This is a genomic window from Jatrophihabitans sp. GAS493 (assembly GCF_900230215.1).
Classification (GTDB): Bacteria; Actinomycetota; Actinomycetes; order Mycobacteriales; family Jatrophihabitantaceae; genus MT45.
Genome location: NZ_LT907982.1, coordinates 148,783 through 167,521, shown reverse-complemented (window position 1 = coordinate 167,521; position 18,739 = coordinate 148,783). Strand labels below are relative to the sequence as shown.

Sequence of the window (18,739 nt, the reverse complement as noted above, 5' to 3'; positions counted from 1 at the left end):
CGGGTTCTCGATCTGGCACCAGAGCGATGCGCGCGGTTGCGGAGCGTTACGAGGGCCCGCGTCGAGCAGCGCGCTTAGAGCGGACGCAGGAGGTCGTCGGCGTCGACGATGGTGTACGCGTAACCCTGTTCGGCCAGAAAGCGCTGCCGGTGGGCCGCGTACTCAGCGTCCAGGGTGTCCCGGGCGATCACCGTGTAGAAATGCGCCTGACGCCCATCCGCTTTCGGGCGTAGGACCCGTCCGAGGCGCTGTGCCTCCTCCTGCCGCGAACCGAAGGTGCCGGAGATCTGGACGGCAACGGAGGCCTCGGGTAGGTCGATGGAGAAGTTGGCCACCTTGCTGACTACGAGCACCCGCAGCTCACCGCGACGGAACTCGTCGTAGAGGCGCTCCCGCTCCTTGTTCGGCGTCGACCCCTGGATGATCGGTACGCCGCCCAGAGCCTCGGCCACGTCGTCAAGCTGCTCCAGATAGGCCCCGATCACCAGCACCTGATCGTCCGGGTGCTGATCGACGATGGTGGCGATCACCGGCAGCTTGGTGCGTGCGGTGGCGGCCAGCTTGTAACGCTCTTCGGGCTCGGCGGTTGCGTAGGTCATGCGCTCGGCATCGGTGAGCGTGACCCGGACCTCCGTGCAGTCAGCCGGGGCGATCCAACCGGAGTTCTCCAGGTCCTTCCAGGGCGCGTCGTAGCGCTTGGGCCCGATGAGGGAGAAGACGTCGGACTCGCGACCGTCCTCGCGGATCAGCGTGGCGGTGAGGCCCAGTCGGCGGCGAGACTGCAGGTCCGCGGTGAGGCGGAAGATCGGCGCCGGGAGCAGGTGCACCTCGTCGTAGATGATGAGCCCCCAGTCGCGGCTGTCAAAGAGCTCCAGGTGGCGGTATTCGCCCTTACGGCGCGTGGTCATCACCTGATAGGTCGCGATGGTGACCGGACGAATCTCCTTACGCTCGCCGGAGTACTCGCCGATCTCCTCCTCGGTGAGCGAGGTGCGGGCGATCAGTTCGCGCTTCCACTGCCGGCCGGAGACGGTGTTGGTGACCAGGATGAGAGTGGTTGCCCCGGCTTGGGCCATGGCCGCGGCGCCGACCAGTGTCTTGCCCGCGCCACAAGGGAGGACGACGACACCGGAGCCACCGGCCCAGAACGACTCGACCGCCATCTGCTGGTAGTCGCGCAGCACCCAGCCATCGGGCTCCAGGGCGATGGCGTGCGCCTCGCCGTCGACGTAGCCGGCGAGATCCTCCGCCGGCCAGCCGGCCTTGAGCAGTCCCTGCTTCAGACGGCCACGCTCGGACGGGTGCACCGAGACGGTGTCGTCGTCGATACGGTTGCCGAGCATCGGCGCGATCTTCTTCTGTCGCAGGATCTCTTCCAGGACGGCCCGATCCTTGGCGATGAGCACCAGCCCATTCACCGGATCCTTGACCAGCTGAAGTCGTCCGTAGCGATCCATCGTGTCCGCGACGTCGACGAGCAGCGCGTGGGGCACCGCATAGCGCGAGTAACGCACCAGCGCGTCCACAACCTGTTCGGCGTCGTGCCCGGCGGCCCGGGCATTCCAGAGGCCCAGCGGCGTGAGCCGGTAGGTGTGGACGTGCTCCGGTGACCGCTCCAGCTCGGCGAAGGGGGCGATCGCGGCGCGCGCCTCCTGGGCCTGTGGGTGATCGATCTCCAGGAGCAGAGTCTTGTCGGACTGAACGATGAGCGGGCCGTCTGTCACTCGAACCATTATCCATTGCCGCACTGGCCGGGGCTCGCCAATCGCTGCGCTACGAGCGAACCGCCGGGCGAGCACCGCTTTTGTCAGTGCGTGCCGGTAGAAAGCCCTTCCGCGGACCACTCGGCCCGGATGTGCTCACCTGGTTCGAACTGCACACGAGCGTCGCGCCGCCAACGACGACGGCCAGTTGGGGGCAGGTGGGTCAGCTGCTCGGTTCGACGACGCTGACGCCGGTGATGTGATGCAGCGCGAAGGCGTCGAGCAGGCCGGTGTCTGTGTCGTGTCCGCGTAGCGTGCCGCCGGCCATCGAGATGGGGACGATGGTGTGCTGCGACGCGGTGCCATGGGTGTCGACGTAACCAACCCAGACCGTGTCACCCGCCCGGATCGCGTTGCGGAGCAGTTCCAGAGTGGCCGCCGTGGTCACTCCGGGAATGCGCTGGCCGGTCGGCTGCACCCGGCGCGTCACCTCGGCCAGCGTGTCACCTGAGCGCAGCCGGCGCACCAGCTCTTGCAGGTGCGCGTCGGTCGTCGGCGAGGTACGCGCACGGGCGCCGCGCATCGGCCGGGCCGGGGCGCGGGGCTGCTCGCGGGTGAGGTTGAGGATCGCCCCATCCGCGGCCTCACCTGATGGCGCGTACCCAGCACCCCGGAGCAGCTCCAGAACCCGGGCGACGGGCGCCGAGGAGATCACCACGGTCGGGGCGAGGCGGCGCAGATCCAGCGCCCCCAGATTGGAATCGAGCAGCACCCGGGCCAGCAGGGACTCGTCGTCGCAGCGCAGATACGAGCTCGCCGTGCCAGTCCGCAGGACTCCGTGGCGCCGGGTGACATCCTCGATGAGGTAGGAGAGGCCCTGGGGCACCGGCGTGCGCGAGTGGCTCCGGAAGAACTCCGCCAGCTCGGCGCTGGTGCGCCCGGCGTCCAGGGCCCGGCGCAGGGTCGCCTCGGTAATGCGGTACACGCTGGCGCCGCCCGAAGACTCCAGGTCGGCCGCCTCGGTCAGGGCCTGGGCCAGTTCGGGCGTCGGCGGTCCAGGCACCACGGCGGTCAGGTCCGGCTGCAGCAGAAACTCACTGATCGGCTTGGGCAGTGCGGCCACCAGCGCCGCGTTCGCGTCCGCCGGAGCACCGTCCAGGAGGGCCCGGCCGAAGTCAGTGAGACCACCGGCGCCGGTGAATCCGAGGAGTTCGGCCTCGGCCAGCACCGCCTCGGCGATCGCCCGCTGCCCACCGGCCCGCCGCGGTGCGAGCCAGGCCAGCCGGGTCAGCACCTCGGTCGGCGTGTTCGGGGCTGTGCCCCTCGGTAGTTCAGCCAGCGCGGCAAGCGTCGAGCGGCGCACCGAGATGACGGTGCCGCGCTCCACATCCGGTCCCAGGGCGGAGATCAAGCGCTCCCGTTCATCGCGTTGATTGATGAGACTGGGCTGCCGGCTCATCCCGAGCCAGGCCGATGCCAGCGCAACCCAGCGCTGGGACGGCTCCCGGTTCACCCAATGGTCGAACTCGGTGGTCGGCAGGTAGACCGGATTGATGACGCTGGTGCTGCCGACCAGGCCGGCCGCTGCCGCCACTTCGATGATCAGTGCCGTCAGTTCCTCGGAGACGTCCAGATCGCGGGCCGTGCGACGCAGCTCCCGGGTCCCCACGCCTCCCGCCCGCAGCATCGACGGGGCGTGTCGCGTCCAGCTGCCGGCCAGCCGTTCGACCAGTCGAAGGGTCTCCAGCACCGCGGTGCCGGCCAGCCGGTCCAGCTCGTCCGGGGTTCGTGCAGTGACCTGAAGCGGCGGCGGCGTCGTCGCCAGGTCGTGGTCGAGAACACCGCCGCGCAACGCCAGCCCGACCTCGCGGGGCAGCTCCACCGTCTGGATGTCGATCGGGACGAGCAGCCCGCGGGCGATCAGGCGGTGCGGCGGGCTGGCGGCATCGGAGATCTCGGCCGGCGTGAAGGCATTGCGCACCACCCCGACCGGCGGGCCGCCGGCCAGCCGGGAGAGCACCTCGCGCTCGCCCGTCCCGCAGTCCTCGATCACCCCGGCTACCCGCTCGGGATCGCTGAGCGCATCCCGGATGGCCAGCCCGGATGTCGGCTGGGTGGCCGGCGGCAGGTCGAGGTTGCGCAGCACCGGGGCCAGCAACACGTCCGACACGGTCCGCAGCAGCACCCCGATCGGTCGCCCCAACCCCGCTGGGTAGGGGCCAACCGCGTCGGTGACGCTGGAGACCAACCGGAGCCGGTCATCCTCGCCCCAGATCAGCGTCAGCTGCCGCAGGGTCTGGAGGGCCGGCGTCGGGTCGGCACCGTTGAGCAGCTTCGCGGTGGCTGCAGCACTGGCGTGGTCGTCGGGGGACGCACTCAGCACAGCCGCCTCCAGCACCCGCAGGGTGAAGGCGTCGAGTTGGTCGACCGCACGCTGAACCGAGGAACGAACGCTGAGGCGGCTGGCCAGGGTGGCCAGATCGCCGGGTGCGGGCAGGGCGAGATCTGGGCGCCGTCGCAGCAGATCGGTCAGTTGCTCGTCGGTACGGCGGCGCAGCCACTCGGTGAGAGTGGCGGCTGGTTTCGCGGCAGAGTCAGCGCCTGAGGCGCGCGCTGCGCTAGGTGCCATGCGGTGCGGCGACTGGTCGCTCAGTTAGCCGCGTCGACCGGGAGGTGCGGGCGGTTGGCCCGGGTCGGATGCGAGTAGTTGATCTTGTCCAGCGGCAGCGGGAAGACCACGTCGTCGCCGAAGGGAGACATCGCTCCCGCCGAGTTGGAGGCGAACTCGTCGACGTGGAATTCGGCATCCTGATCGATGCGGAACGGCTGGACTGTCTTCTTGCTGCTTCCGACCATCGCGGCTGCTCCTTAGCGTCGTTAGGGCAAGCGTTTAGTCTGCCATGCCACGGGGAGAGAGTGGTAAGCGGCGCGACCTAGCGTCAGTGCCGCGTGATCGTCAGCTCGGTCTGGGTCCCCACCCGGAGGCTGGCCTGCCCGCCGATCGGCAGGGTGAGCTGCGGGCTGGTGTGCCCGAAATCGACGTTGCCGAGAACCGGCTTACCGCGCAGCGCCGGCTGCCGGGTGATGATCTCGTTCAAGAGTGGGCGGGTCACGGCGCTCGCCTGCTGGAAGCGCCCGACCACCAGGCCGGTCACCTGGGCGGCCTGCGGCAACTGCAGCAGTGAGGCCAGATCGCGGGCAAACGTCGGGGCGTTGCTCTCGAAGTCGTCCTCGAGCATCAGCAGGGCACCGGCCAGCGACGGCAGCGACTCCCCACCCTGGAGCAGGTTGAGCGTGCAGAGATTCCCGCCGACGATCGACCCGGACGCCTCGCCGGGCTGCAGTGACCACCAACCCTCGTTCGGGTGCAGCTCGCGGTTGTGCTGGTCGAGGAACCAGAGGTCGTCGGTCCAGGACTCGGCCGGGGTGATCAGAATCGGATCGCTGCCGAAGAGTGCGTCGCGAAACCAGCGCAGCGTCTGGTCGAAATGCTCGATCATGCCGAAGCTGGACCAGTGTGGGCCGCTGTAGGTGACCAGCCCCGTGCGGGCCAGGATCGCGTTGTTCAGCGCGGTGATGTCGGAGTACCCGCAGAAGATCTTCGGGTTGGCACCGATCAGGTCCCAGTCCAGATAAGGCAGCAACTCATTGCAGTTGAAACCGCCGATGACGGTGAGGATCGCATTGACCTCGGGGTCGGCGAAGGCGGCATGCAGGTCCCGCACCCGGGAATCGATGGCGGAGGAATCGAAGGCGTCCCGCTCGTCGACGTGCGCGCCGTAGGACAGGCGTAGACCGAGTTCGGCGAAGCGGGCGTCGATGACCGCGCTGTGGTCGTGCTCGTTCACCAATGCACGCGAGCGTGACGGTGCGATGACCCGCACGTGGTCGCCGGGACGCAGCTTGGCCGGATAGACGGGCGGCATGACCCGACGATATCCCTCCCACCGCGCTCGGGCCCGGGGCGTCGGCGATAGCGGCCCGGGTTATGGGTGGCGGTTTATAGGTGGCGGTCGGTGCGGCCGCCGATGAGCTGGACGTTGCGCCGGGTCTGCACGGCGCTCAGCCGCGAGACGACCGGCATCATGAGCAGACCGGCGACCAGCCATCCGGTTGCGCCGGCCAGTGCCAGCCGGGCATGCGTGGTCAGCGAGTCAAGGTCATTGCTGTCGCCGCCGCGGCCGGCCAGTGTCGCCAGATTGCCCAGAACCCACATGCCCCACCAGGCTCGGATGACCAGAACCGACCGGCCACCCCGGGCACCGGCTGGCGGCTGCGTCGGTTCGCTGGCCAGCTGGGCGTCGACGACGATGGCGTACGGGATCCAGAGACTGGCCACCGGTATGAACCAACCGCCGATGCTCCAGCCGGGGGAGTAGCGCTGTCGATGTCCGCCGTAGCTGCCGGCGTTCACGCGAGCTCGATGGAGCCAGACGATCGTGACGACACCGGTCGCGATGAGGAGCAGGATACGAACCCCATTGGTCAGCGTCACCAGATCATCCGCCGTCCGGGCGGTCTCCAGATCGACCGACCCGGGGTCGGAGCGGACGGCCGAGAGTAGCCGTAGCTCGTTGAGCCAGGCCAGCACGCCAGCAGCTGAGATGACGGTCATGGCGATCAGCAGGACGCGCAGCGCGATCGCCAGTCCGGCCACCGAACGGCGCGGACTCGGCTCGATCAGTCCGCCGTAGCCAGCTGGATACGCCGCCGGATAGGCAGGTGGGTAGGCCGACTGGTGCTGCGGCGGGTAGGGCTGAGAGGGGTACTGCACCGGCTGGTACTGCACCGGCTGGTACTGCACCGGCTGGTACTGCACCGGGGGCGGCTGATACTGCGCAGTCCCGTATTCCGACGGATTCGGGTCGGAGAACGTCATGATGCCTTCCCTGGCGTGGTGCTGACTCGGCGTGGTGCTGACTCCGAGCCGGCGGAACATCGCAGGCTCGGTTGGCTGTCTCGGTACTCGGCTGCGAGGCGCGTCCGTGCGAGCCGCAGTGGACTGCGAGTATCTCCGTCCTGGGGCGGCTTGGCTACTCGGCGAGCTCGTGCGCCGCCTGGCGGGCCGCGGCCCGTCCGCTGCGCCAGGCGCTGACCACAGCCGTGACGAGTCCGGCCGGCGCGGCCAGGCAGGCCAGGTTCAGCCACAGCGGGCGGTCGGTGGTGCCGAAGAAGAACGGGATCACGTTGATCACGATGAAGACCAGGCCGATGGCGAAGAGGACCAGCCCGACGCGCACACCGCGGGAGAGCGGCCGAGACGGCGGTGACTGCGGTGTCGCCAGCACTGATTCGGAGCTGGGGAGGGCTGAGGATGAGGAGGCCACGGCGTCCATTATCGGGCTTACGCTTAGAGCCGACTAACTGTGGTGTCTTTTCCTGTGTGGACCAGTAGCCTGTAGGTAGTCGAAGGTACCGCGACGCGGTGCCTTCGATCTGTGCGTATGGGATCGATGCAGGTCGCGCGATCCGTCAGCTTTCGACGAAATTCGAGTAGAGGAGTCCGGCGTGCCTACCGGCAAGGTGAAGTGGTTCAACGCTGAAAAAGGATTCGGCTTTCTGGCCGACGACGAAGGCGAAGACGTCTTCGTGCACAGCGATGCCCTGCCGACCGGTCTGGATGCGCTGAAGCCGGGCCAGCGGGTTGAGTTCGGCATTGTCCAGGGACGCAAGGGCAGCCAGGCTCTCTCCGTCCGGCTGCTCGACCCGATGCCCTCGGTGGTGCGCGCGCAACGGCGTCCCCCGGAGGAGATGACCCCGATCGTCGAGGACTTGATCAAACTGCTCGATGACGTCTCCAACTCCCTTCGCCGGGGGCGCTACCCGGAGAAGGCGGAGGCCAAGAAGGTCGGCGCGGTGCTCCGCGCGGTCGCTGACAACCTCGACGCCTGACCGAAACTTCGATCGCTTTTGGCAGATCCCCGTCGTCAGTGACGCGGATCTGCCAAAAGCGGGGCCTACCAGGCGTAGTCCTCCGGCGCAGTGCGATGGCCGGGGAAGATCTCGTCCAGGCGCGTCAGCGCCTTCTCATCCAGTTTGACGTCCAAGGCGCGTATCGCGGCGTCGAGCTGCTCGTGGGTGCGCGGGCCGACGATCGGCGCGGTGACGGCGGGCTGATGCAGTAGCCAGGCCAGCGCGATGTCACCGGGCTCGTGGCCGAGCTCTTCGGCGAACGCCTCGTACTGCTCGATCTGGTCGCGGTGGGCGGTGAGCGCATCGGCGGCCCGGGTCTTGTTCCGACGACTTCCGTCCCGCTCCTTGCGCAGCACCCCGCCGAGCAGGCCGCCATGCAGTGGCGACCATGGGATGACACCGAGGCCGTAGTGCTGGGCCGCCGGGAGCACCTCGAGCTCGACGCTGCGGGTGAGCAGGTTGTAGATCGACTGCTCGCTGACCAGCCCGGTGAAGTTTCGCTGGGCCGCCGCGGCCTGCGCGTGGGCGATGTGCCAACCGGCGAAGTTGCTGCTGCCGGCGTAGAGGATCTTGCCCTGGGCGACGGCGACCTCGATCGCCTGCCAGATCTCCTCCCAGGGCGTCTCGCGGTCGACGTGATGGAACTGGTACAGGTCGATGTAGTCGGTCTGCAGGCGTTTGAGGCTGGCGTCCAGCGCCCGGCGGATGTTCAGCGCGGAGAGACGCCCGTCATTGGGCCAGTCGCTCATGTCGCCATAGAGCTTGGTGGCCAGCACCGTCTTCTCGCGGCGGCCGCCTCCGGTGGCGAACCAGTTGCCGATGATCTCCTCGGTGCGGCCCCGGTTCTCTCCCCAGCCGTAGACGTTGGCGGTGTCGAAGAAGTTGATGCCGTACCCGTGTGCGGCGTCCATGATCGAATGCGCGGTAGCTTCGTCGGTCTCCGGCCCGAAGTTCATGGTGCCCAGTACCAGGCGGCTGACCTTTAGGCCAGTACGGCCGAGGTGCGTGTACTCCATCGAGTAATCACATTCCCTATCGGATCTATATACAAATGGGCTTTACCTCTTCGAAGGTACTCGCCGGTGCTGTGTATGGGCGAGGAGGTTGCCCATACAGCCCAGCCGCCCAGCTGGTCGGCCCCCTCGCCGCAGGTGGCCGGGTGCACTCAGCGCAGCGGCGGAGCGGCCGGGGTGAGCCCCTCCTGATGGGCTCGCTCCAGCAGTGTCTGGGCGGCGGCGAAGCCCTCATCGCCGAGGTCGCGGGTGAAGGAGTTGACGTAGAGCGCGATGTGCTGGGCCGAGACCTCGGCCGACATCTCGTCGGAGTACTTGGCGACGTAGTCGGCGCTCGCGGCGGGGTTCGCCCAGGCGTAATCCACCGAGGCCCGGATCGTCGTGCTGAGCGCCGCCGGCTCGAGTTCGGGGCGGGACGGGTCGCGCAGGGCGAGGATCGCGCCGAGCGGAATCGGCAGCCCGGTGTCGCTCTCCCACCAGGCGCCGAGGTCGACCAGCGACTGCAGCCCGTAGTTCTGATAGGTGAAGCGGGCCTCGTGGATCACCAGTCCGGCGTCGTAGCGCCCGTCGCGCACCGCCGGCATGATCGAGGCGAACGGCACGACGTCGATGCTGGCCGGGCGTTGACCGGCGGCCCAGAGGCGGAAGAGCAGGTAGGCGGTGGAACGCTCGCTCGGGACGGCGACGCTTCGCCCGTCCAGGTTCGGCAGCTCCTCGCGAGCCAGTACCAGCGGGCCGCAGCCACGACCGAGTGCGCCGCCGCAGGGGAGCAGGCGGTACTTGTCGAGCAGCCAGGGCAGCGCCGCGTAGCTCACCTTCACCACGTCGAAGCGACCGTCCAGCGCCGCCGTGTTCGTCACGTCGATGTCGGCGTAGGTCACCTCGGTCGCCGGTGCGCCGGTGATCAGCCCGTGGGTCCAGGCATGGAAGGTGAAGGTGTCGTTCGGGCAGGGCGAGTAGGCCAGCTGCAGCGGGCTGCTCATCTGATCTCCAATGGGGTCGAGGTGAGGTCGCGGACGGCGGCGGCCAGCGCATCCAGGGCCTGCGGGATCCGCCACGACGACCGGTCCCGCGGGCCGACGAGGTTGCTGATCGTGCGTAGCTCAGCGACGGGGGTCTGGGCGGCGACGGCGGCGGCGGCGACGCCGGCCCCCTCCATCGCCTCGGCCCTGGCGTCCGGGTGGCGGCCCCGGCGCAGCGCGGCGGTGGCGGCGGTGCCGGTGACCGTCGAGACGGTCAGGACGCTGCCCAGCCGGGCCCTGGTGCGTTGCGCGAGTTCGGCCGCGATTTGGGGCGAGACCGGGTAGGTGTCGTGACCGAAGCCCAGCTCGGAGGCCGACTCGAAACCCGGCGTCTCGGCGCCGAGGTCGGCGAAGACGATCTGTGTCGCGCTGACCACGCCCCCAGGTTCGACGTCGAAACCGCCGGCGATGCCCGCGCTCAGCACCAGGTCGAACGGGGTACTGCCCGCGTTGGCGAGGGCGGCCGCGGTGGAGGCGGCCGATGCCGCCGGACCGACGCCACCGGCCAGCACCGTGACGCGCCCCAGCGGGGTGTCGGCAACCGAGACGGCCTGCCAGCCCAGCAGGTCACCCCGGGCGTCCAGATGCCGGCAGACCGCATCTCGCTCCGGTTCGACCGCGGTGACGATCAGCAGCTGCGTCAACTCAGCCTTCGGAGCCGGTGATCTGCACGGCGGCCTGCCAGATGCCGGTGGCCGTCTTGCCGTCCGTCTGCTGGATGGCGATGTAGTACGTCGTGCCGGTGAAGGGCACGTTGATGCGGGCGTTGTTCTGGTCGTGCAGCAGCGTCGTGCCCGCCCCCTCGATGGCGGTGGCCTTGTTGCTGTCATCCAGCGAGTAGGCGCTCACCAGCCAAGCCTTGTCGGCGACCGACTTCGGCACATCGATGCTGATCGTGGAGCCGGCGCGCGCCTTGACCGGCTCGGGGTTCTCCCCGGACTTGCGGCAGCTCTGTGGATCGAAGCAGTACACCTGCGGCGTCAGCTGAGTTGCCGTGTTGTTGGCCAGCACGGTGACCAGCGGCACCGGCTTGTCGCAGGCGCTCAGCACCCCGGCGGCAGCGAGGGTGACGGCGGCGATGACGCCGATGCGGCGGAAAGACTTCATCTGGTTCTCTGCTCCTGCTTGTGCTGGCCAACTACTGCGGGTACTGAGGATTCGGCGGGTACGGGGAGTCCGGTGCATACCGTGCCCCCGGAGTTGCCCCCGGAGTTGCTCCCGGAGGTGCCCCCGGATATCCACCGGAGACGTTACCGGGTGCCGGTCGAGCCTGATCGGCCTCGGTCGGCCGGCCCATTCCGCGGCCGATCGCCCGGTTGCGCAGGGCCACCACGCTGCCGACGATGCCGAGCGTGACACCGGCTACCCAGAACCCGACCTGACCGTCCTTGGAGGGCAGCACCACACCGATCGCCGCGCCGACGACCCAGGCCAGCTGCAGGAACGTCTCGGAGCGGCCGAAGGCGCTGGAGCGGAACTTCTCCTCGACGTCACGCTGGATCACCGCATCGAGGGCGATCTTGCTCAACGAGTTGGCGACGGAGCTGACGAACATGCCGGCCACGGCCAGCCACATGCTGAAGAAGAGCGCGACGATGATGCAGACCAGTGCCGACGCGAGGACCCCGACGGTGATGACGATCTCGGGTCGTCTCAACTTCAGCCGCGTCCCGATTCCGGTGCCGAGGAAGTTGCCGGCACCAGTGCCGACCGCGATGCCGCCGAGGGCCAGGACGGCATCGAAGCCCTCGGAGGTGGACTCGATGTAGAAGGCGAGGTAGATGGTGAGCAGCCCGGAGAGGAAACGCAGCGCGGATTCACCCTGCAGGGAGGTCACCACCTGCGGCTGCATGCCCCGACTGGCCCAGCGCATCAGACGCTGCCAGCTGGGCACTGGCTGCTCGGTGGCCCCCCGCCGTGGCTCCTCCGGATGTCGTGGCGCCGGCGCGGCCGAGTCGACCTGGGGCGGCAGCTTGAAGGCGAAGAAGCCGCAGACGGCGAAGGCCACCGCGGTGACCAGCAGGCCCGCGGTGTAGGAGCCCGAGAGTTTGATGACGACACCGACGAAGGCGCCGCCGAGGATCGCGGACCCCAGCCCGAAGAGGGATAGGCGGGCGTTCGCCTCGACCAGAGACATCTGCGGCGGCACCAGCCTCGGCGCGGCCGAGGAGCGGATGACGCTGTAAGCCTTGGAGAGCACCAGCGAGCCGAGCGCGCAGGGGTAGAGGACGAGCAGACTGTCGGAGTGCTCGGCCATCATGATCGCCAGTACGGCCCGCCCGATCGCGGTGCCGGCCATCGCCCAGCGGCGACCATGCTGCAGCCGATCCAGGGCCGGGCCGATCACCGGGGCCACCACCGCGAACGGCGCCATCGTCACCAGCAGGTACAGCAGCACGTTGCCGCGCTGGGCGTGGGTCGAGGCGCCGAAGAAGACGGTGCCGGCCAGTGCGACCGTGATCATCGCGTCCGTGCCGTAGGAGAGCACCTGGTTCCAGATCAGCGCGGTGAGGCCCGACTCGTGGGCACCGTCGGCCTTGCTGGCCTCGACCACCCGGCGTACCAGCCCACGAGCGGCCCGATTGGATGTGGCGGCGACGCTGCGCGGCAGGGACTTCTTTACCGGCGCCACATTGCCCGGCGCCATGTTGCCCGGCGGCGGATTTTCCGGCGGCCCGTAGTAGGGCGGCTGCTGCGCTGACGGGTGCGGTGTCGGCGGCGGCGGTGTCGGCGGCGGTGCGGCCGGCTGCGCAGCGGGCGGAGGCGGTGGCTGGACGGCCTGCGGATGGTGGGTGTGTCCGGAGCGGGAGAAGCGCGAGCGCGGTCGCTCATCGGATCGCCGCTGCTCGTCCCTGGACACCTCTCCATCCTGCCCCACCGCGCGGAAGTGAGTGCGCCGATTGGGTCGAACCGCGCTGAATCAAGCACAATGAACGCGTGACATCTATGGACACCACCGTCGAGCTTGAACAGCGCCCATCGAACGTCGTCGCGAAGCTCGATGCGGCCTGTGCCGCCGCAGCCGACCTAGCGCGCGCCGCGGCCGTCGAGGCCAGTGAGCAGGAGGTCGGCGAGTACCTCGGAGCCGACGCCGTCGCCGACCGAATCGTCACCCATCGCTTCGCCGCCTCAGTGCCCGGCTACACCGGCTGGCACTGGTCGGTGACGGTTGCCCGGGCATCCCGCTCCAAGGTGATCACCATCGACGAGGTGCTGCTGCTGCCAGGCACCGACGCGCTGCTGGCCCCAGCCTGGGTGCCGTGGAATGAGCGCGTCCGCCCCGGCGACCTCAGCCCCGGTGACCTGATCCCGGCCGACCCCAATGACCCGCGACTGGCCCCCGCGTACACGCTCTCCGACGACCCGGCTGTGGAAGCGGTAGCCGCCGAACTCGGCGTCGGCCGCGTGCACGTGATGTCCCGCGAAGGGCGACTGGACACCGCCGAGCGCTGGCAGCTCGGCGAGACCGGTCCGGACACCGCGATGGCTCGTCACGCCCCTGCCCACTGCGGTACCTGCGGCTTCTACCTCCCGCTGGCCGGCTCGCTGGCCGCGGCTTTCGGCGCCTGTGCCAACTCCATCGCCAACTCCGACGGTCGGATCGTCAGCGTCGAGCACGGCTGCGGTGCGCACTCCGAGCTGGTCATCGAGGTTGCCTCGCTGTCGGAGCCGGTCGGCGAGATCTACGAGGACGAACAGTTCGTCTGAGCTGAGCTCAGCGGGTACGCCCCTCGCTGCGGTGACGCCCGGCCAGCACGATCCCGGCCAGACCGAGCAGCGTTCCGGCCAGTGCGGTCCAGAGCCAGTCGCGGTGCCCGTGCGTGCCGAGCCAGCTCCACATAGCGGTGAGCACGATGAGCGCAAGCAGCCAGAGCCCGGTAAGTACCGTGAGGATGCGGCGCGAGTCCACGGTCACCGGCTCGACGACGATCAGCTCGCTGGATTTCTCGGCGCCGGTCGGAGTCGTTGCCGCGGCTGGTCGTTGATCAGTCATGATGAGCCGCAGAATACGCCGTCACCCGGACGGAAGGAGACGGCTGTGCTCGCAGGTCTGCGCTGCACTCCGCGCTCGGAGTCCCTCGGATCGGGTGTCTCGCCATCGCAGCTGCTGAGTCGGGTGAGTGGTCGTGACGGGCTGATCTGTCTCAGCGGTGACTGGGCCGACGGCAGCGTTCTGATCGCCTGGGAGCCGCTGCTTCGGCTTGCGGCCGGCGCCGATCCCTGGTCAGCGCTGGCTGTACAACCGCGTCTGGACAGCGTCGATTCCTCCATCGTCGGTGGTGGCTGGATCGGCCAGCTCGGCTACGACGACGATGAGAATCACCTTGCTTTCTATGATCACATGCTGCGCTGGGACGCCGGGCAGGGGTGGCGGCTGGAGATGCTGGCCAGCCCCGAACGGGAGGTGGCACTGGCCCAGGCCCGGCTGGAGATCATTCGACTGCTCGATGCCGGGCCCAACCCCGAGACCCGGGAATCGTTCGGTATCGGTGACTTCCGGTACTCCGCGGCGCAGCGCGTTGAGCATCTGGTCGCCGTGGAGCGGGCGATCGGTCTGATCCGGGCCGGGGAGGTCTACCAGGTGAACATCTGCACCCGTCTGCAGGCCAATCCGTCCGGTGATTCTGACCCGAGGCAGGCGGCGGTGAGCATCTTCAATGCCGCCAACGAGCGACTGCGACCTGCGCACGGCGGCTACCTCAGCGCAGCCGACGGCCGGTCCGTGCTGAGCCTCAGCCCGGAACTCTTCCTGCGCCGCCGCGGCCCGACCCTCAGCACCGACCCGATCAAGGGCACCTCGGCGCGACTGGCCGACGGAGCCGCCGTGGACCCGGGGCCGAGTCGGCTGCGTGGTTCGGCCAAGGAGGTGGCCGAGAACGTCATGATCGTCGACCTGATGCGCAATGATCTGGCCCGGATCTGCGAACCGGGCAGCGTGCGAACCCCGAATCTGCTGCGGGTCGAACCGCATGCCGGAGTGTGGCACCTGGTGTCGACGGTTCAGGGGCGGGTACGGGCCGGAGTGAGTGACGCGCAGGTCGCCGCCAGCTGCTTCCCGCCGGGGTCGGTGACCGGGGCTCCGAAGATTCGGGCCCAGCAGGTGATCGCGGACCTGGAGTCCACCCGCCGCGGCGGTTACACCGGCGCGATCGGATTCCTGAGCCCGTCCTGGGGGATGGAGCTCAGCGTTGCCATCCGGACCTTCGAGATCGCCGGCCCGAGCGTGCAGTTCGGGGTCGGGGGTGGGGTGACGGCCGACAGCGTGCCGATGCTGGAGTGGGCGGAGTGTCTACAGAAGGCGGCCCCGGTCATCTCAGCCGCCGGCGGTCACCTGAATCTGGTCGAACCGGCGATGATCCCCACCGCTAGTCAATTGGACGGCGGACTTCTGGAGACGATGCTGGCCATCCGGGGTGAGGTCCAGCATCTGGCCGACCACCTGGCCCGCCTGGGGCGTTCCTGTCGCGAACTCTTCGCCGCCGAACTCCCAGACGACCTGCCGGCTCGAATCGTGGCCGTTGCCGGGCCGGGCTCGGGCGACGGAACAAGGCCGGAGCGAGCGATCGTCCGGGTCGTCGTGCGGGCCGGGCCGGACGGGCTGACGATCACCGTCGCAGCCGCCCCGGCTGCCCCTGCGAGGACGGCGAGAACCACCTGCGACGCACGGGTTGCCCTAAGAAGTAAGGGGATCTGGCGACACAAATGGGCCGACCGAGGTGAGTTGGCGGCGATCGAGGCGGAGCAGCTGGCCACTCCGATCTTCCTCGATGAGCAGAATCAGCTGCTCGAGACCAGCCGGGGAAACCTCTTCGTTCTCGATGCCGACGGTGTGCTCCGGACCCCGCCGCTCACCGACGAACTGCTGCCCGGGGTGACCCGGCGCTGCGTGCTGGACGCGGCGGCCGACCTCGGGATGCCGACCCGAATAGCGTTGATTTCGTTGCCGGAACTGCGACGGTCACCGGCCTTCTGGACCAGTTCGCTGAGCGGTCTGGTGGAGATTGCTCGGGTCGACGACGTCGCGCTGCCCGCCTGCACCGACTGGATCGAAGCGCTGCGCGCGCTCGTGCACCCGGTCTAGCCTCGGCACCCGGACCTCATCGACCCGAGCTCCCCCTCCGGCCGGAACGTCTAGACGTAGAAGTACGGATCGAGCACGCGTACCTCGGTGATCCGGTCGATCGGCAGCTGCGTCTCATCGGCCGCGGCCCGGATCGCCTCGGGGGAGGGCGCGTCATAGATGCAGAAGGTGCTCGACTTGTCGGTGGTGACGTAGGAGTGCACCCAGGTGACGTTCTGCTTGGTGTTGGCGTCGACGACCGCGCTGCAGGTCGCCACGCCGTCGGCGTTCATCGGGATCTCGAGTCCGTCGGTGAAAGTCCGCTCGACCAGGTAACGGGGCATTGGGTTCTCCTCAGGTTGTGGTGGATTGCTTGCCTGAGACGAAAGTAGGTCTCCGCGCCCCCCGGCACATGGGGAGTGACTCCCTATCTTGCTGCTCCCTATCTCGCCGTCAGAGCGGGTTCGGCGGCTGTAGGTCGCGTCGGGAGCGCGATCCGGTCTTGCGCAGCACCGCCGAGACGTGGTGCCCCACGGTCTTCACCGACAACTGCAGCCGGGCCGCGATCTCGGCGTCGGTGTAGCCCCGACGGACCCAACCCAGCACCTCCTGTTCGCGGTTGGTGAGGCCGTCCGCCTGCTGAGCCGTACTGGCCCGCGGTCCGCGCGGTATCGAGCGCACACCCAGCTCACGCAGCCGGCGAGCCGCCCGCTGACGCCCCGGACGGGCGCCGAGGTCGGTGAAGATCCGCAGCGACTTGAGGACGAACTGCTCGTCGCCGGAGTCAGACCAGGCATCGGCCGCCTCGTAGGGGCAGCCGATGCCCAGCCAGAGTTCGCCGGCCGCCTCCGGCTCGCCGTTGACGTGGCGGCGGTAGGGCTCGGCGGCGATCGGCGGGAGAACGTCGAGATCTCCGGCGCGCCACATCCAGAGGCCGAGCTCGCCGATCGCCCAGGCATTGGCGAGCTGCATCGCAAGCTCGTAGTTTTGCGCCAGCTCCGCCTCATCCACATCGAAATCGACATCGAGATCCGCGACATCGGCGCCGAGCCAGCGAGCCTCGCTGAGTGCGGCGGCGACCGGTGCCGTCCGCTGCAGCGACCCGGTGAGCGCCGCCCGGGCGGCCGCTTCCCGGAGGGCGCCGGCGACGGCCGGATCACCCCGCCGGGCTCGAATGCGCCCCTGAATGGTGAAGGCGGTGACGGCGGCGATCGTCTTGTTCGTGGCGGTGGCGGCGATGATCTCGTCGACGCGAGCGGTGGCCTGCGACCAACGACCCTGCTCGAAGAGGCAGCGGGCGTGCCAGGCGCGGGTGTAGTTCGCGTGCCCGTCCAGGTCGCGGGCTACGAATTCAGCCAGTGCCTCGTCGGCGGCCAGGCCGCTGACCTCGTAGAGCTTCGCCTCCCCGGCGGCCGACACAAGATTTGAATAGGCGCGACCCATCTCGGCGTCGAGGCCGGCTTCGCGGGCCAGCTGGACTGCCCGGCGCAGGTGCCGGCAGTCCGGCTCGTCACCGCTGAGCGTCAAGGCGGCGCCGAGGGCCTGCAGCGCGACGACCTGGGTCTCGATGGCCCCGACCTCCTCCGCCAGCCGAAGGGCTCGCCGTGCCCACTCCTGGGCCACGCCGAGGTCGCGGGCCAGCATCCGATTGGTGGCCAGATACGCATAGGCCTCGGCCAGCTCGGGGCTGCCGCCGAGCGGCTCCAGCATCTGCACCGCAGAGCGGGTCAGCTCGTGAGCCTCGGTCTCGGAGGCCGTCACCCGACCCAGCCAACAGACCGCCACCGCCCGCAGCCGAACGTCCGATCCGGCGGGGCGCAGCCGGACCGCCCGCTGGGCCGCCTCGACGGCCGCGGCGTCGCGTCCGAGTACGTACTCCTCACGCGACAGGGCCAGCCAGAGCGCGGCGTCGCTGCCCGGATCGGCGTCCGTGTCGCTGCTATCCAGCACGCGGCGCAGATGCTCGGCCGACTGGCGATGCGAACCGGCGGCGATGGCCAGCTCGGCGGCGGCGATCTCGCTGCTTCGGGCCAGCGGCTGATTGCGGGCCAGGCGCGCGTGAAAGGCGATCGCCGCCGGCTCGACACCCGACGCGGCCTGCATCCGAGCCGCTACGTCGGTGTGCAGCTCGCGCCGCCGACCCGGCGGCAACTCCCGCTCGACGGCGAGGCGGACCAACTCGTGACGGAATTCGACCACCGGGCCGTCGACGTTGAGCAGGCCGGCGACGACCGCCTCGTCCATACTCTTCCACTCCGCGCCGAGTAGCGACCAGGACACCCGGCCGGGGATCACCGACAGAAACTCGACCACGCCACGGGTCGTCGGCGACAGGCGCATCAGCCGGGCCGTCACCGAATCGAGCACCGATGAGGCCGCCGCCTGCGGGGTGCGCACGAGTTCGCTGACCAGGAATGCGTTGCCGTTGGTCAGCCGGTACGCCTCGTCGGCGTCGATGTCGGTGGCCTCGACGAGTTGGGTTACCGCCGCCGCGGAGAGCGGGGACAGATCGATACGTCCGACCGCCGGCAGGCCGGTGAGATCGCCGAGGAGCTGGCGTAGCGGATGGTCGCTGCCCAGCTCGTCGCGGAAGGTGGCGACGATGAGGCCGCGCGAGCCGGCGACCCGACGGCCAAGGAAACGCAGCACATCGACGCTGGCGTCATCGATCCAGTGCGCGTCCTCGATGACCAGCGGCGGCCTCAAGCGATCGCTGTCGCTGTCGCTGATCCAGTCCAGCAGTCGCTCCCGCATCGAGGTGACGTCACTCGGCCGCGGCTGTGCGGTGGGCCGATCCAGTTTCCTCTCGATGTCGCGGAACGGGCCGAGCGGGCGTGGGGTCGAGAGCGGTTCACAGAAGCCCCAGATCGCCGACGGAACAGCCGCACGCAGCAGGGACGATTTGCCGCTCCCCGCCTCGCCGCTGACCCAGAGCAGCGAACCGGCACCGCGCTGCGCGGCGTCGGTCGCGGACCGTAGCCGCGCTACCTCCTGCTCGCGCTCGAGGAGCACCATGCTGCAGAGGCT

The 18,739-nt window shown here is 69.2% G+C and carries 17 protein-coding genes; 3 read left to right on the top strand and 14 right to left on the bottom strand.

Annotated elements, in window-relative coordinates; all coding sequences use genetic code 11:
* Positions 1-74: 74 nt before the first annotated feature.
* The 6 genes from CPH63_RS00725 to CPH63_RS00700 all read right to left on the bottom strand — a co-directional run bounded on the left by CPH63_RS00725 (position 75) and on the right by CPH63_RS00700 (position 7,030).
* Entirely contained in the window at positions 75-1,724 is a 1,650-nt protein-coding gene (locus CPH63_RS00725) for a DNA repair helicase XPB (protein WP_096304854.1), read from the bottom strand.
* A gap of 202 nt (positions 1,725-1,926) precedes the next feature.
* On the bottom strand, positions 1,927-4,332 hold the full coding sequence (locus CPH63_RS00720) for a helicase-associated domain-containing protein (protein WP_096301127.1): 2,406 nt from the start codon (positions 4,330-4,332) through the stop codon (positions 1,927-1,929).
* Between the two features lie 20 nt (positions 4,333-4,352).
* Complete coding sequence (locus CPH63_RS00715) at positions 4,353-4,559, bottom strand: hypothetical protein (protein WP_096301126.1); 207 nt, start codon at positions 4,557-4,559, stop codon at positions 4,353-4,355.
* An 83-nt stretch (positions 4,560-4,642) separates the two neighbouring features.
* Positions 4,643-5,629, bottom strand: a complete 987-nt coding sequence (locus CPH63_RS00710; protein ID WP_096301125.1) for a S66 peptidase family protein — start codon at positions 5,627-5,629, stop codon at positions 4,643-4,645.
* Between the two features lie 74 nt (positions 5,630-5,703).
* Entirely contained in the window at positions 5,704-6,582 is an 879-nt protein-coding gene (locus CPH63_RS00705) for a DUF4328 domain-containing protein (protein WP_157749183.1), read from the bottom strand.
* Between the two features lie 154 nt (positions 6,583-6,736).
* Entirely contained in the window at positions 6,737-7,030 is a 294-nt protein-coding gene (locus CPH63_RS00700) for a hypothetical protein (RefSeq protein ID WP_157749182.1), read from the bottom strand.
* 181 nt (positions 7,031-7,211) lie between these two features.
* Between CPH63_RS00700 and CPH63_RS23575 the strand changes: the two genes are divergently transcribed.
* Positions 7,212-7,595 carry a cold-shock protein gene (locus CPH63_RS23575; protein WP_091361356.1) on the top strand — a complete coding sequence of 128 codons (384 nt, stop codon included), beginning with the start codon at positions 7,212-7,214 and terminating at the stop codon, positions 7,593-7,595.
* Positions 7,596-7,660: 65 nt separating this feature from the next.
* Here the strand turns inward: CPH63_RS23575 and CPH63_RS00690 are convergent, their stop codons facing one another.
* The 5 genes from CPH63_RS00690 to CPH63_RS00670 form a co-directional block, all read right to left on the bottom strand.
* A complete protein-coding gene (locus CPH63_RS00690; protein ID WP_096301122.1) occupies positions 7,661-8,632 on the bottom strand; it encodes an aldo/keto reductase in 972 nt (323 codons plus the stop codon).
* Positions 8,633-8,781: 149 nt separating this feature from the next.
* The gene (locus tag CPH63_RS00685; RefSeq protein ID WP_096301121.1) at positions 8,782-9,612 is read right to left on the bottom strand and encodes a 1,4-dihydroxy-6-naphthoate synthase; all 831 of its coding nucleotides are present in this window, start codon (positions 9,610-9,612) and stop codon (positions 8,782-8,784) included.
* Positions 9,609-10,295 carry a futalosine hydrolase gene (locus tag CPH63_RS00680; RefSeq protein WP_197704511.1) on the bottom strand — a complete coding sequence of 229 codons (687 nt, stop codon included), beginning with the start codon at positions 10,293-10,295 and terminating at the stop codon, positions 9,609-9,611. Before CPH63_RS00680 ends, CPH63_RS00685 begins: the two co-directional genes overlap by 4 nt.
* A 1-nt stretch (position 10,296) precedes the next feature.
* The gene (locus tag CPH63_RS22670; RefSeq protein ID WP_157749181.1) at positions 10,297-10,758 is read right to left on the bottom strand and encodes a DUF2771 family protein; all 462 of its coding nucleotides are present in this window, start codon (positions 10,756-10,758) and stop codon (positions 10,297-10,299) included.
* A 31-nt stretch (positions 10,759-10,789) separates the two neighbouring features.
* Positions 10,790-12,511, bottom strand: coding sequence for an MFS transporter (locus tag CPH63_RS00670; RefSeq protein WP_157749180.1), 1,722 nt, complete (start codon positions 12,509-12,511; stop codon positions 10,790-10,792).
* 86 nt (positions 12,512-12,597) lie between these two features.
* Here CPH63_RS00670 and CPH63_RS00665 point away from each other — a divergent pair, with 86 nt between their 5' ends.
* Entirely contained in the window at positions 12,598-13,359 is a 762-nt protein-coding gene (locus CPH63_RS00665) for a DUF3027 domain-containing protein (protein WP_096301117.1), read from the top strand.
* A 7-nt stretch (positions 13,360-13,366) separates the two neighbouring features.
* Here the strand turns inward: CPH63_RS00665 and CPH63_RS00660 are convergent, their stop codons facing one another.
* Positions 13,367-13,645, bottom strand: coding sequence for a DUF2530 domain-containing protein (locus tag CPH63_RS00660; protein WP_096301116.1), 279 nt, complete (start codon positions 13,643-13,645; stop codon positions 13,367-13,369).
* A 45-nt stretch (positions 13,646-13,690) separates the two neighbouring features.
* On the opposite strand from CPH63_RS00660, the gene CPH63_RS00655 reads away from it, so the two are divergent.
* Positions 13,691-15,733, top strand: a complete 2,043-nt coding sequence (locus tag CPH63_RS00655) for a bifunctional chorismate-binding protein/class IV aminotransferase (RefSeq protein ID WP_096301115.1) — start codon at positions 13,691-13,693, stop codon at positions 15,731-15,733.
* A gap of 50 nt (positions 15,734-15,783) precedes the next feature.
* Here CPH63_RS00655 and CPH63_RS00650 read toward each other — a convergent pair whose 3' ends face one another.
* Positions 15,784-16,056 (bottom strand): DUF4242 domain-containing protein, encoded by a 273-nt coding sequence (locus tag CPH63_RS00650; protein WP_096301114.1) that lies wholly within the window; start codon positions 16,054-16,056, stop codon positions 15,784-15,786.
* Positions 16,057-16,165: 109 nt separating this feature from the next.
* The gene (locus CPH63_RS00645) at positions 16,166-18,727 is read right to left on the bottom strand and encodes an AAA family ATPase (protein WP_096301113.1); all 2,562 of its coding nucleotides are present in this window, start codon (positions 18,725-18,727) and stop codon (positions 16,166-16,168) included.
* Positions 18,728-18,739 lie beyond the last annotated feature (12 nt).